Origin of the sequence: Corynebacterium humireducens NBRC 106098 = DSM 45392 (genome assembly GCF_000819445.1) — a bacterium.
GTDB classification, from domain to species: Bacteria; Actinomycetota; Actinomycetes; order Mycobacteriales; family Mycobacteriaceae; genus Corynebacterium; species Corynebacterium humireducens.
Genome location: NZ_CP005286.1, coordinates 573110 through 585405, shown reverse-complemented (window position 1 = coordinate 585405; position 12296 = coordinate 573110). Strand labels below are relative to the sequence as shown.

Sequence of the window (12296 nt, the reverse complement as noted above, 5' to 3'; positions counted from 1 at the left end):
CCTAGTTTGTATCAGCTGCCTCCGACATGAGGAGATCCTCCACCCTCCGGATGTGGGCCCGCGCGTTCGAGGACCCCCGCGGGTGCAGCTCGTTGACGTGGCGTCGGTAGGCGACCGCCCGCAGCAGCAGCTGGTCGATGTCCGGCAGGTGACGGAAACGGTCGATGATGCCGTCGTCGACGGCCCCCGCGATGAGGCCGTCCACCATGACCAGCGCGGCGGTGTACGCGGGCGGGCGGGGCGCGGCGAAGGGCACCAGGTCCGTCACCGCCGGAGCCTGATTCCCGTGGTAGAGGGTACAGGCCAGCAGATCCGCGTGTCCGAACTGCAGCGGCCCGGTGATCTCCCGGTATTCCGGGGCGTCCTCCTCCCACGCACGGTGCTCGGCGAGGACGAAGGGGTCGGAGGCCTCCGGCTCCGGGGGCAGTGCATGCCCGTTGAGCCCCGCGAGGGCCTCCGTCAGCCGGAGCGCCACCAGCACCGTCTCATCCACCCGGCGCGCCAGCTCCCCGTCGATCCAGGTGGAGGCCTTCCAGCCGGCGACGATGAAACGGCCGTCGGTGGACCGCACGGGGCGGGCCAGACGCACCCCGTCGACGTGGAGGGAGCCGCGCAGCTTCGCGGACCAGCCGGCGGCGACGCCGGAGGCCCGGGAGTACACGACGGGGCCGATCCGCCAGCCGTGGTCCCAGGCGTGACCGGCCGGTTCCGGCATGCCGGACTCGCCCTGGAAGGCGTTGACCACGTGGGCGGGGACGGTCTCCTGGTACATCATGCGGGCGCTCCCTACAGCACCACGGGCCGCGGGTACGGCCACGGGTTGTAGCGGCAGGTGACGTTCTCGTCCGGGTAGACCTCGTCCGGGTTGATGGCGTGGAGCTCCGCGTTGTTGAGCGAGAGCGTCTGCTGCATCATGATCGGCGCGAGCTCGCCGTCGGCCCCGCAGGGCTCGTGGGCGGCGTAGCCCAGGCCGTGGCCGACCTCGTGGTTGACCAGGTACTGGCGGTAGGAACCGAGGTCGCCGTTGAACGGGGCGGCGCCGCGGACCCAGCGGGACTCGTTGATGAGCACGCGGGAGACGCCGTCGATGCGGATGTGGCAGCTGGTCTCCATCTCGAGGTCGAGGCCGCCGCACAGTTCGCGGGTGGTGCCCACGCTGGTGAGCTGGATCCGCATGGTCGGCTCCTGGTCGGGGGCGACGTGCTCGAAGCGGAAGGCGGTGTCGTTGGTCCAGCCCTTGGGGTTGGACAGGGTGGCGTCGATCATGGCGGCCAGGGCGTCGTCGCCACCGGAACCGGCCGTGTCGACGCCGTCCTCCACCTCCACGACGTAACGGATGACCGTCTCCAGCCCCTCACCCGCGGTCATGCCGGGGGTACCCACCGTGCGGAAGGTCCCCTCGCCCTGCTCGGTGAACGGGCCGCCGGGCGGGAGCTGGTTGATCGGCAGCGCCTGGTCGGGGTCGTCGGCGGGGTTCGGTCCGTGCCTGGTCCCGTCGCCCTCGGTGGCGTCCCGGTTCTCGGTCCGTGACGTGGCGCTCACGGCGCCGTCCATCGTGTCCGTCTCCGCGGGGGACGTGAAGACGTCGAAAAGCACCCAGACGGTGATCACGACGAGAACCGGGATGGCGTAGGCACGCCATCCCAGGTCACGGGCGTATCGGGCCAGCACGGACCCGGAGGAGCGGGAGCTCATGGAGTACGTGGTCCGGAGGGTCAGGCGCCGGCGAAACCGACGAAACGCTGGGTGGTGGTGCCCAGCTCGACCCAGGCGATCTGACGGGCGCGGACGATGTAGCGGACGCCCTTGGCGTCGGTCAGCTGCAGCGTCGCCTGGTCATTCTCCAGGGCCGCGGCGACCTGGTTGGCCACGTCCTCCTGGTTGTCCTCGGTGGTGATCACGAGCTCACGGGGCGAATCTGCAAAACCGATCTTGATATCCATGGGCCCCATCATAGACCGGGACCGATAGTATCTAGGTTGTGTCTGCACCTACCTCGCATTCCTCGTCCCGGTCCGCCTCCCCGACCTTTGCTGAACTCGGTGTGGCGGTGGAGATCTGTGAGGCTCTCGCCGCCGAGGGAATCACCCGCACGTTCGCGATCCAGGAACTGACCCTCCCCCTGGCGCTCGACGGCACGGACCTCATCGGTCAGGCCCGCACCGGCATGGGCAAGACCCTCGGTTTCGGTGTGCCGCTGCTCGACCGCGTCTTCGACTCGGCCGACGTCGAGGAGCTCGACGGCACCCCGCGTGCCCTGGTCGTGGTCCCGACCCGTGAGCTCGCCGTCCAGGTGGGCGAGGACCTCGCCCGCGCCGCCGCGAAGATCCCGGTGCGTCTGACCACCATCTACGGTGGCCGCCCCTATGAGGAGCAGATCGAGGCGCTGGAGGCGGGCGTCGACGTCGTGGTCGGCACCCCGGGCCGCATCATCGACCTCTACCAGCGCGGTGACCTGCAGCTGGACCGCGTCGCGATCCTCGTCCTCGACGAGGCCGACGAGATGCTCGACCTCGGTTTCCTGCCGGACATCGAGAAGATCCTCCGCGCTCTCGAACACGAGCACCAGACGATGCTCTTCTCCGCGACGATGCCCGGTCCGATCATCACCCTGGCGCGCAGCTTCCTCAGCCAGCCGGTGCACATCCGCGCGGAGGAGGCCGGTGCCGCGCAGACCCACTCCACGACGGAGCAGGTCGTCTTCATGGCGCACCGCATGGACAAGCCGGCGGTCACCGCCCGCATCCTGCAGGCGAACGGCCGGGGGCGCACCATCATCTTCGCGCGCACGAAGCGCACCGCCGCGGAGGTCGCCGAGGAGCTGGCCGGTCGTGGTTTCACCGTCGGCGCGGTCCACGGTGACATGGGGCAGCCGGCCCGTGAGAAGTCGCTCAACGCCTTCCGCGACGGCACCATCGAGATCCTCGTGGCCACCGACGTCGCCGCGCGTGGCATCGACATCGACGACGTCACGCACGTCATCAACTACCAGACCCCGGACGACCCGATGACCTATGTCCACCGCATCGGCCGCACGGGCCGCGCGGGACACTCCGGCACCGCCATCACCCTCGTGGGCTACGACGAGCTGCCCAAGTGGAAGGCCATCAACGAGGAACTCGACCTGGATCTGCCGGAGCCGCCGCAGTGGTTCTCCACGTCACCGGAGCTTTTCGACGCCCTCTCGATCCCCGAGGGCGCCCAGGAGTCCGTGGGCAAGCCGCGACGGGTGTTCGGTGGGGCGGCCGCCGCCGTGCGGGGCCGTGGCCCCCGCACCCCGCGCGGCCCGCGTTCCGGTTCCGCGCGCGCTCCCCGGGGTGAGCACGGCGACCGTGGCGAACGCGGCGGGCGGGGTCGCCGCCGATGAATCGTCCGCTCCGCCGCACCCGTGGTGACCTCATCGCCACCGGTGTCATCACCGCCGTGTCCGTCGCCGCCGTCGCCGGCGTGTGGCTGACCTCCCCCGTCCGTTCCTCCCACCTCAACTCCGCCGAGGTGGAGCATGTCGCCGCGGAACCGTTGGAGGAGGTCCCCCGGGCCCTGGTCGAGTCATGGTCCCTGCCTGACGTGCCCCTGCCCGGCGTCCACCAGCCCGTCATCTCGGACGGGCTGGTCATGACCAACAACGGTCACCGTGTCTTCGCCGTCGACCCCTCCCCCACGGGCGGGGTCGTGTGGGACTACGAGCGTGACCTCGAGCTGTGTTCCCTCGGTGCGGCGTGGGGCCGGGTCGTCACCACGTGGCGGGCGGACCACGGATGCGGCGACGTGGTCTCCATCGACACCTCGACCGGCAGGTACGAGCGCACCCGCTCCGCCATCTCCCCTGATGACGTCGTCGCCGTGGCCTCGAACGACCGGATCGGCACGGTGGGTGCCGACCGCCTGGAGCTGTGGCGTTCGGACATGGTCCGCACCGTCGAGTACGGCCACGTGGAGGGACGGCAGGAACCGAACCTGCAGCCGCACCCGGGGTGTGAGCTGACCTCCGCCCTCACCCGTACCGAGCTGCTGGCGGTCACCGAGGTGTGCGACGACGGCGTCTGGCTCCGCTTCCAGGAGGCCACCCCGGAGGAGTCCCGCACCCCGGAGATCAGGACCTCGGTACAGCTCTCCGACGCAGGCGCCTTCCTGGTCGCCGTCGGCGAGGAGGGCGCGGCTGTGGTCACCGAGGGGGCCGTCGTGTCCTACTCGGACGAGGGCGTCGAGCTGCACCGCCACGAGCGGGGCGCTCCCCTGCCCACCGCAGCGGAGGGCTTGCCCCACGCCCCGGTCGCCGCGGACCTGCCGCACCACCTCACCTGGTTCGACGGCGGGAGCCTCCTCCTTTTCTCCCCGGGCGATCTCGAGGTGCAGCACGAGATCCCGGCGCTGGGTACCGGCGTCGCGGTGGGCGAGCGTCTGCTCGTGCCCGTGCCGGAGGGCATCAGCGTCGTCGACTGGACGACCGGTGAGACAGAGAGGACCATCCCCGTCGACCGCGGCGGGTACGAGGGGATGGTCACGCTGGGTGTGGCAGGCGGGACGGTCGTCGAGAAGCGGGGCGACCTCGTCGTGGGGCTCGTCCCGGAGGTCTAGAAGCCGTGCCTGGCCTCCGCCCACTCCAGTGAGCGGGGGTTGAAGAGGAAGAACAGCGCCGCGATCGCGGAGGCGGCGGTGGCGACGCCGGCGGGCCACAGGCCGCCGGTGAACATGAAGTACGACAGACCCAGGGTGATGATCTCCAGGTAGATGACGAGGCCCCGGCCCCACTGGTGGCCGCGCATCATCCAGATCGCGGCGAAGATCGCGGCACCGAAGATCAGGCCGAGGAAGACCGCTGTGCCGGTGCCGACCCAGCTGATGTTGGCACTGTCGGAGACGAGGTCCGCCTCGCGTGCGCCCATGATGTCCCGGGCGACGAGGAGTCCGGCGAAGGCGAGCACGATGGCCGACTGCACGATGGCGATGAGGCCGGCCCACCGGATGGGGGCGGGCGGCAGGGGACGCTGGGGGCTGGGGTTCACGTCAGTCACGGCTCATTACTCTATACCCCCGCTCCGCTGGGCGGATGCTCCCGAGGGGCCGGACGTCAGGTGGCGGTTGCGGCGCGCCGGACATGACTTGACAGGCTGCGTAACGGCCGGAGGGACGGAGAACTTGACGTTCGGAGCCTCGGCATGCTTGCAGGCACTTTAGCGTTTGCGCAGGTCATAGCGTCGATGACAAAGCCCCAAAACAGTGACACAGAACACTTTGCAACCTTAACAATGGATAATATTGTGTGAATTACGACACAATTCGGCGTTTACCCCTAGCGCACTTTGTGTTCACGTGCCATTATTCTCGGGTAGCAAAACGGCCGGTCGGTAAATCGGCCCTTAACCCTGACACACCACGGGGTTAACGCCACATGAACGAGGTGAGGGCCCCGCGCCCGGACCCGACATCGTGGGGGATGCAACTTGTTTTTCAGTCGGCCACACCCGTGGCCGCCATTCTGGTGTGCACCGTTTCGCCCGCGTTCCAACTGTGTAAGGAGAATAACCCATGTCTGATTGGCGCCACGAGGCCGTCTGCCGCGACGAGGATCCCGAGCTGTTCTTCCCGGTCGGCAACTCCGGTCCGGCCCTGTCCCAGATCGCCAAGGCCAAGATCGTCTGCAACCGCTGCCCCGTCACCTCCCAGTGCCTGAAGTGGGCCCTGGAGACCGGCCAGGACGCCGGCGTGTGGGGCGGCATGTCCGAGGACGAGCGTCGCGCACTGAAGCGTCGCAACTCCCGCGGCCGTCGCACCCGCGTCGCTGCATAACCAGGTTCCTAAACAAGACCTCAATTTTTCGCGACCGGGCCCGAGCGCTAGAGTTGTCGGAAGTTGACAACCCCTCTCACCCAAGGAGAATCACATGAGCAAGCGTGGTAGCAAGCGCCGTGCCCGTCGCAAGAAGAGCGCAAACCACGGTAAGCGCCCGAACTCCTAAAGCAGGATGTAAAGCGGCTTGACCGCCCACCGAGCACACGCTCGGTGGGCGGTCTCTGCTTTTCTCCCCCGGATGCCCCCGGCCCCGCCCGGCCTCACCCCTGGTAACGCGTCACCCGGACCTCACGGATCTGCATCGAGATCCGCTGCCGCAGCGTCGCCGGCGCCGCGGCCTCCGCGTTGCAGCACTTCTGCAGCAGCGCCCGGATCTCCCGCTCCGAACGCAGACGACCGTGGCAGTGGGGGCACTCGGCGATGACCGCGAGGATCTCCCGTGCCTGCTCAGGGGTGGTGGAGGGGTCGAAGAGCGTGCACAGCTGGGCCTGGATCTCCTCGCAACGGCCGATGCAGGGTTCCTTCATTACTTGCTCGCTTCCGGGGTCGTGATGTCCATGTCAGGGTGATCGAGGCCGATGCCCTGTGCATGCGCCACTTCCTTCAACAACTGACGGAGCTGCTTTCTTCCCCGGTGCAGTCGTGACATGACGGTGCCGATGGGCGTGTCCATGATCTCGGCGATCTCCTTGTACGCCAGGCCCTCGACGTCGGCGTAGTAGACCACCATGCGGTAGTCCTCGGAGAGCTGGTTCATCGCCTCCGCGATCTTGCCGTCCGGCATGTTCTTCAGGGCCTCGACCTCGGCCGACTCCAGACCCGTGGAATCGTGCGAACTGGTGGTGTAGAGCTGCCAGTCGCTGATCTCCTCGGCGGGGGCCTGGACGGGTTGACGCTGTCTCTTCCGGTAGACGTTGATGTACGTGTTCGTCATGATCCGGTAGAGCCAGGCCTTGAGGTTGGTGCCCGGTTTGAAGGAGTCGAAGGCGCGGAACGCCTTGAGGTACGTCTCCTGCACCAGGTCCTCGGCGTCCGTGGGGTTGCGGGTCATGCGCAGGGCGCCGCCGTAGAGCTGGTCGAGGAGCGGCAGTGCCTCCTCCTCGAAGCGGTTCGCGAGCTCAGTGCCCTGAGTGCCCAAAGCACCCGAAGTATCCGACATCGGCGCCTTTCTTGTGTTCCAGGTCGATTCTCATCCATTGTAGATGAGTGGCCAGACGACCCTCCGCCCCCACCGCCGCCGTGCGCGTGCTTCTCGACGCCGCCGTGCCCCACCTCCTCCACACCTTCGAGGCCGGCACCGACGACTTCGGCGAGCAGGCGGCCGCGGCACTGGACGTCGACCCGCACCTCATCCTCAAGACGCTCGTCGTCGACACCGGGCGGGAACTGGCGGTGTGCTGCGTGCCGGTCACCGGCCGACTCTCCCTGAAGAAGGCCGCCGCAGCCCTCGGGGTCAAGTCCCTCGATCTGGCCGACCCGGCGAAGGCGCAGCGTGCGACCGGGTACGTCACCGGCGGCATCTCTCCCCTGGGGCAGAAACGCAGGTTGCGGACGGTGATCGACGCGAGCGTCGAGAAGCAGCCGCAGGTGTACGTCTCCGGTGGACGGCGCGGCCTCGACATCGCGCTCGACCCGCAGGACCTGGCGCGGCTGACGGGGGCTCAGTTCTCGGCGATCAGCTCCGGGTAGTCGTTGCGCACGTTGCCGACCGCCCTGTCGACGGGCCGCACCGTGAGCCGCTCCAGGTAGTCGGCCGACGTGGGGTGCAGCAGTTCGGCGGCCTGCTCGGGGGTACCCGTGGTCCACTGCTCGATCTCCTCGGTGGCGAGCAGGCGCGGCAGGCGGTTGTGCAGCCATTCCAGCGGGCCGTGGGAGTCGGTGGTGACCATCGTCGCTGAGAGGCGGTCCAGGCCGGTCGCCCACAACGCGGCCGCCCACATGACCTTCCCGAGGGAGACGAAGTACGGCTGCTTGCCGGTGCCGTCGTCGTGCCACTCGTAGTAGCCGTCCATGGGGATGAGCCCCCGCTGGCTGCGGAAGGCGTCCCGGAAGCTCGGCTTGGTGGCCACCGTCTCACCGCGGGCGTTGAACAGCGGCGGGCCGGAGTCGTCCTTCTTCCAGTGCGGGAGCAGCCCCCACCGGGCGGGGTCGACCTGCGCCCGGGGCGGGGCGAGGCGCACCAGCGGCACCATCTGGGTGGGCGCCAGGTTGTAGCGGGGCGGCGGGGTGCCGTCCGGTGCATGGACCTCGGTGACCCCCGGGAGGGTGCCGACGGCGTCGAGAAGCGACTCGTCGGAGGTGAACAGAACGAATCGGCCGCACATAGTCTCTATTATGGACCCCATGACTGCCCTTTGGCCTGCGCCCACTGCTTCAGGACCGATCAGGTGGACCCAACACGTCCCCGGATCCAAGTCGATCACCAACCGTGCCTACATCCTCGCCGCCCTCGCCGACTACCCGTCGGTCATCGAGAACGCGCTGCACTCCCGCGACACCGACCTCATGGCCGGTGCCCTGCGCACCCTCGGAGTGCACATTCTCGACGTCGACGGGGTCGTCCGGGTCGAACCCGGACCACTGCACGGCGGTGAGGTCGAGTGCGGTCTCGCCGGCACGGTCATGCGTTTCGTCCCGCCCGTCGCCGCCATGGCCTCCGGCACCGTCGTCTTCGACGGCGACCCGCAGGCCCGCGTCCGCCCGATGAACACCATTCTCGACGCCCTGCGTACCCTCGGGGTCAGCATCGAGGGCGACTCCCTGCCGTTCACCGTCACGAGCAACGGCACCCCGGAGGGCGGCGTCGTCGAGATCGACGCCTCCGGCTCCTCCCAGTTCGTCTCCGGCCTGCTGCTCGCCGGCCCCCGCTTCACGAAGGGCATCACCGTCCGCCACGTCGGCGGCCGCCTGCCCTCCCTGCCCCACATCGAGATGACCGTCGACATGCTCCGCAAGGCGGGCGTGAAGGTCGACGTCACCGAGAACTCCTGGAAGGTCCACCCCGGCCCCATCCAGGGACGCACCTGGCACGTCGAACCCGACCTGTCCAACGCCACCCCGTTCCTCGCGGCCGCCGCCGTCACCGGGGGCACCGTCCGCGTCCGCGACTGGCCGCTGGACACCACCCAGCCGGGCGACGCGATCCGCCTCATCCTCGAGACCATGGGCTGTGAGGTCGACATCCTCACCGCCGACTCCGGTCCGGGACACGACCTGCAGGTCACCGGCCCCGATGCCGGCGTGCTCAGGGGCATCAGCCTGGACATGTCCGACATCGGTGAGCTCACCCCCACCGTCGCCGCCCTGGCCACCCTCGCGTCGACCCCCTCCGAGCTCACCGGCATCGCGCACCTGCGCGGCCACGAGACGAACCGTCTCGCGGCCCTCGCCGCCGAGATCAACAACCTCGGCGGCAACTGCGAGGAGCTGCCCGACGGCCTCCGCATCACCCCGACCGTGATGAACGGCGGCGTGTGGCACTCCTACGCCGACCACCGCATGGCCACCGCCGGCGCCATCATCGGCCTGCGTGTCGACGGCGTCGAGGTCCACGACGTCCAGACCACCGCGAAGACGCTGCCGGGCTTCGAGACGATGTGGGAGGACATGGTCGCACGTGGGTAGGACGCAGGCCTCATGAGTAGACGACAGTGGGACGAATCCGACGTCCGCATCCGCCCCTCCCGGCGCGGCACCCGTCCGCGCACCAAGGACCGGCCCGCCCATGACGACGCCGAGTTCGGCATGGTCGTGACCAAGGACCGGGGCCGCTGGGGCGTGGTGCTCGACGGCCGGGAGGACCCCATCGTCACCATGCGGGCCCGCGAGATGGGCCGCACCCCCGTCGAGGTCGGCGACCGCGTCGGCGTCGTCGGCGACACCTCCGGCCGCGAGGGCACCCTCGCGCGCATCGTCAAGCTCGAGGAACGCACCTCCGTTCTCCGCCGCACCGCCGACGACACGGACCCCTACGAACGGATCGTGGTGGCCAACGCGGAGCAGCTGCTCATCGTCAGCGCCGTCGCCGATCCCCCGCCGCGCTCCGGCTTCGTCGAGCGTGCCCTCATCGCCGCCTTCGTGGGCAACGTCCAGCCCGTCCTGTGCCTGACCAAGTCGGACCTCGCCGACCCGGCGCCGTTCGCCGCCGAGTTCGCCGACCTCGACGTCCCCGTGGTCATCGCGGGTGTCGACGACCCCCTCGACCCCGTCACCGACCTGGTCGCCGGGAAGGTCACCGCCCTCGTCGGCCACTCCGGCGTGGGCAAGTCCACGCTGGTCAACCGCCTCGTCCCCGACGCCTACCGGGAGACCGGCGAGGTCTCCGGCGTGGGCAAGGGCCGCCACACCTCCACCCAGTCCGTCGCCCTGCGCCTACCCGGTGAGGACGGCGGCTGGATCATCGACACTCCCGGCATCCGCTCCTTCGGCCTGGCCCACGTCGACGACGACACCGTCATCCGGGTCTTCGACGACCTCGCGGCCGCCGCCGAGGACTGCCCCCGCGGCTGCTCCCACCTCGGTCCCCCGGCCGACCCGGAGTGCGCCCTGGACGACTTCGAGCCGGACACTGCCTCGGCGCGGCGCCGTGACGCGGTACGGAAACTGCTGGAGGCGCTGCGCTCCAAGGAGGAGTGGGAGCTGTGACCCCGCCCCGGTCGCGTCCTCGTCTGCGGACTGACTGGGCGTTGTCTGCGGACTCACGCACACTGTCCCGCCGGCCCTGTTTCCGCGGCAGGTGACGCACCTACGCTGTGGTCATGGCACAACGATACGAACTGAACTACGGCTGGGCCCGCATCGGGCCGACGCAGTGGAGCGAGGACTCCGTGGTCACCCTGCAGGTGGACCTGCACTCCCACCACCGGGGCGATGAGGTGTGGGAGGCACTGACCGCCTGGCGGGACGCACTGCCCCGGGAGGGCGGCGTCACCCACGCCGGCGGGTGCGAGATCCCGGACCTGCTCCGGCTCAACGACCTGCACACCACCGCCTGGATCGTGTCGCAGGGCGAGGACGCCTTCGACTCGATCGCCCACTGGGCCGGGAAACTGCACGCGGTGGCGGAGGGCGCGGACGCCGAGGTCGAGATCACCTGGACCGAACTCCCCCACCGCTGAACCACGGAAGACGCCCCGCCCTCCCCGGGACAGGCCGGGGAGGGTGGGGCGTCGACAAGCAGGAGCCTAGACGGCCTTCTGGGCCTCGGCGGCGGCGACCTTCCGGCGCCACTCGGGGGTGCGGCCGGTGAAGTTGAGCATGGCCTCCTTCACCGTCGGACGCAGCTGGGCCAGCAGCGGCAGACCGGTGCGCAGGCCGGCACGCTGACCGTTCTCGTCGGCGCCGACCCAGAGCTTCTCTGAGACCTCCGGGTACTTGGTGAACGCCGCGTTGGAACGCACCTCGGGGGCGTTGTCGCGGTCGGCGGCGAGGTACTTGTTCGGCAGGGTCAGCTTGAGCAGGGTCTTCTGGACCTTGAGCAGCTGCACCGGGAAGGAGTCGGTGTTGTAGGGCAGGTCGAACTCCTCGCAGATCGCCTCGACGCGCTTGCCGATCTCCGCCAGGCGGTTGGACGGCATGTCCGGGTAGAGGTGGTGCTCGATCTGGTAGTTCAGGTTGCCGGACAGGATCGTGAGGATCTTGCCGCCCCGGAAGTTCGCGGAGCCGAGCATCTGACGGAGGTACCACTCGTCGCGGGTCTCGTTCTTCCACTGCTCCTTGGTGAAGGTCTCGGCCTCATCCGGGAAGTGGCCGCAGAAGATAACGGCGTAGGCCCACACGGAACGCACGAAGTTGGCGGTGGCGTTGGCGGAGACGGTGCGCATGAAGTTCGGGCCGGACAGGGCCGGGAAGAGCACGTAGTCACGCAGGCCCTGGGTGCCGGCCTTGCGCATGGTCTCCCAGAACTTCGGGGCGGTCTCCTTCCAGGTGGCGCGGCCGGCGGCGACCTTGCCCAGCTCCACGTCGTAGAAGCCGACGGCCCACTGGAACAGCGACGCCAGGGTCACGTTGATGACCGGCTGGAAGGCGTGCATGGGGGTCCACTTGCGGTCACGGGTGACGCGCAGGACGCCGTACCCGACGTCGGTGTCCATGCCGAGGATGTTGGTGTACTTGTGGTGCGCGAAGTTGTGGGTGTGCATCCACTGGGAGGAGGGGCAGACGTTGTCCCACTCCCAGGTGGTGGAGTGGATCTCCGGGTCGTTCATCCAGTCCCACTGGCCGTGCATGACGTTGTGGCCGATCTCGAGGTTCTCGAGGATCTTGGACAGCGACAGCAGCGCGACGCCCGCGAGCCAGGCCGGACGCCAGCCGGAGAAGATCAGGGCGCCACGGCCCGCGATCTCCATGTAGCGCTGGGTGCGGATGAGGCTCTTGATGTAGCGGACGTCCTTCTCGCCGAGGTCCGCCTCGAACTCCTCCTTGATGGCGTCGAGGCGACGACCGATCTCACGGATGTCCTCGTCGCTGAGGTGGGAGTATGCCTTGATGTTGTCGATAGCCAT

16 protein-coding genes are annotated in these 12296 nt (G+C 69.0%); 8 read left to right on the top strand and 8 right to left on the bottom strand.

Annotated elements, in window-relative coordinates; all coding sequences use genetic code 11:
• Position 1: 1 nt before the first annotated feature.
• Genes B842_RS02955 through B842_RS02945 form a run of 3 tightly spaced genes read right to left on the bottom strand, consistent with a single transcriptional unit; the run spans position 2 to position 1943 of the window.
• Entirely contained in the window at positions 2-775 is a 774-nt protein-coding gene (locus B842_RS02955; protein ID WP_082028347.1) for a TIGR02569 family protein, read from the bottom strand.
• An 11-nt stretch (positions 776-786) separates the two neighbouring features.
• Positions 787-1695, bottom strand: coding sequence for a DUF3152 domain-containing protein (locus tag B842_RS02950; protein ID WP_040085112.1), 909 nt, complete (start codon positions 1693-1695; stop codon positions 787-789).
• Between the two features lie 20 nt (positions 1696-1715).
• The gene (locus B842_RS02945) at positions 1716-1943 is read right to left on the bottom strand and encodes a DUF3107 domain-containing protein (protein WP_040085111.1); all 228 of its coding nucleotides are present in this window, start codon (positions 1941-1943) and stop codon (positions 1716-1718) included.
• A gap of 38 nt (positions 1944-1981) precedes the next feature.
• Here B842_RS02945 and B842_RS02940 point away from each other — a divergent pair, with 38 nt between their 5' ends.
• Both B842_RS02940 and B842_RS02935 read left to right on the top strand, forming a co-directional pair.
• Positions 1982-3367, top strand: a complete 1386-nt coding sequence (locus B842_RS02940) for a DEAD/DEAH box helicase (RefSeq protein ID WP_040085110.1) — start codon at positions 1982-1984, stop codon at positions 3365-3367.
• Positions 3364-4578: an Rv3212 family protein gene (locus B842_RS02935; RefSeq protein ID WP_040085109.1), complete on the top strand. Its 1215-nt coding sequence runs from the start codon at positions 3364-3366 to the stop codon at positions 4576-4578. Before B842_RS02940 ends, B842_RS02935 begins: the two co-directional genes overlap by 4 nt.
• Here the strand turns inward: B842_RS02935 and B842_RS02930 are convergent.
• Positions 4575-5015: a hypothetical protein gene (locus tag B842_RS02930; protein WP_052437697.1), complete on the bottom strand. Its 441-nt coding sequence runs from the start codon at positions 5013-5015 to the stop codon at positions 4575-4577. The genes B842_RS02935 and B842_RS02930 overlap by 4 nt on opposite strands.
• A gap of 514 nt (positions 5016-5529) precedes the next feature.
• On the opposite strand from B842_RS02930, the gene B842_RS02925 reads away from it, so the two are divergent.
• Together B842_RS02925 and B842_RS14130 are read left to right on the top strand one after the other, a co-directional pair.
• Positions 5530-5790 (top strand): WhiB family transcriptional regulator, encoded by a 261-nt coding sequence (locus tag B842_RS02925; RefSeq protein WP_040085106.1) that lies wholly within the window; start codon positions 5530-5532, stop codon positions 5788-5790.
• A 94-nt stretch (positions 5791-5884) separates the two neighbouring features.
• On the top strand, positions 5885-5959 hold the full coding sequence (locus B842_RS14130; protein ID WP_373277303.1) for a 50S ribosomal protein bL37: 75 nt from the start codon (positions 5885-5887) through the stop codon (positions 5957-5959).
• 94 nt (positions 5960-6053) lie between these two features.
• Here B842_RS14130 and B842_RS02920 read toward each other — a convergent pair whose 3' ends face one another.
• Together B842_RS02920 and B842_RS02915 are read right to left on the bottom strand one after the other, a co-directional pair.
• Positions 6054-6320 carry an antirepressor gene (locus tag B842_RS02920; protein ID WP_040085104.1) on the bottom strand — a complete coding sequence of 89 codons (267 nt, stop codon included), beginning with the start codon at positions 6318-6320 and terminating at the stop codon, positions 6054-6056.
• Entirely contained in the window at positions 6320-6931 is a 612-nt protein-coding gene (locus B842_RS02915) for a sigma-70 family RNA polymerase sigma factor (protein ID WP_373277298.1), read from the bottom strand. Before B842_RS02915 ends, B842_RS02920 begins: the two co-directional genes overlap by 1 nt.
• 68 nt (positions 6932-6999) lie before the next feature.
• Here B842_RS02915 and ybaK point away from each other — a divergent pair, with 68 nt between their 5' ends.
• A complete protein-coding gene (gene ybaK, locus B842_RS02910) occupies positions 7000-7482 on the top strand; it encodes a Cys-tRNA(Pro) deacylase (protein ID WP_040085101.1) in 483 nt (160 codons plus the stop codon).
• On the opposite strand, the gene B842_RS02905 is transcribed toward ybaK, so the two are convergent.
• Complete coding sequence (locus B842_RS02905; RefSeq protein ID WP_040085100.1) at positions 7455-8117, bottom strand: SOS response-associated peptidase; 663 nt, start codon at positions 8115-8117, stop codon at positions 7455-7457. The two genes, ybaK and B842_RS02905, sit on opposite strands and share 28 nt — an antisense overlap.
• Positions 8118-8136: 19 nt before the next feature.
• Between B842_RS02905 and aroA the strand changes: the two genes are divergently transcribed.
• From aroA to B842_RS02890, 3 genes are all read left to right on the top strand, one after another.
• A complete protein-coding gene (aroA, locus tag B842_RS02900; RefSeq protein ID WP_156119410.1) occupies positions 8137-9417 on the top strand; it encodes a 3-phosphoshikimate 1-carboxyvinyltransferase in 1281 nt (426 codons plus the stop codon).
• Between the two features lie 12 nt (positions 9418-9429).
• Positions 9430-10437: a ribosome small subunit-dependent GTPase A gene (rsgA, locus tag B842_RS02895; RefSeq protein WP_040085097.1), complete on the top strand. Its 1008-nt coding sequence runs from the start codon at positions 9430-9432 to the stop codon at positions 10435-10437.
• A gap of 113 nt (positions 10438-10550) precedes the next feature.
• Positions 10551-10910, top strand: a complete 360-nt coding sequence (locus B842_RS02890) for a hypothetical protein (protein WP_156119409.1) — start codon at positions 10551-10553, stop codon at positions 10908-10910.
• 66 nt (positions 10911-10976) lie between these two features.
• Here the strand turns inward: B842_RS02890 and B842_RS02885 are convergent, their stop codons facing one another.
• Positions 10977-12296, bottom strand: coding sequence for a fatty acid desaturase family protein (locus B842_RS02885; RefSeq protein WP_040085094.1), 1320 nt, complete (start codon positions 12294-12296; stop codon positions 10977-10979).

Bases quoted from the DNA above. Each gene is read 5' to 3' on its own strand.
- B842_RS02935 (WP_040085109.1), top strand. From the start codon at position 3,364: ATGAATCGTCCGCTCCGCCGCACCCGTGGTGACCTCATCGCCACCGGT.
- B842_RS02890 (WP_156119409.1), top strand. From the start codon at position 10,551: ATGGCACAACGATACGAACTGAACTACGGCTGGGCCCGCATCGGGCCG.
- B842_RS02925 (WP_040085106.1), top strand. From the start codon at position 5,530: ATGTCTGATTGGCGCCACGAGGCCGTCTGCCGCGACGAGGATCCCGAG.
- B842_RS02950 (WP_040085112.1), bottom strand. From the start codon at position 1,695: ATGAGCTCCCGCTCCTCCGGGTCCGTGCTGGCCCGATACGCCCGTGAC.
- B842_RS02885 (WP_040085094.1), bottom strand. From the start codon at position 12,296: ATGGCTATCGACAACATCAAGGCATACTCCCACCTCAGCGACGAGGAC.
- B842_RS02920 (WP_040085104.1), bottom strand. From the start codon at position 6,320: ATGAAGGAACCCTGCATCGGCCGTTGCGAGGAGATCCAGGCCCAGCTG.
- B842_RS02905 (WP_040085100.1), bottom strand. From the start codon at position 8,117: ATGTGCGGCCGATTCGTTCTGTTCACCTCCGACGAGTCGCTTCTCGAC.
- B842_RS02955 (WP_082028347.1), bottom strand. From the start codon at position 775: ATGATGTACCAGGAGACCGTCCCCGCCCACGTGGTCAACGCCTTCCAG.
- B842_RS02945 (WP_040085111.1), bottom strand. From the start codon at position 1,943: ATGGATATCAAGATCGGTTTTGCAGATTCGCCCCGTGAGCTCGTGATC.
- rsgA (WP_040085097.1), top strand. From the start codon at position 9,430: ATGAGTAGACGACAGTGGGACGAATCCGACGTCCGCATCCGCCCCTCC.
- aroA (WP_156119410.1), top strand. From the start codon at position 8,137: ATGACTGCCCTTTGGCCTGCGCCCACTGCTTCAGGACCGATCAGGTGG.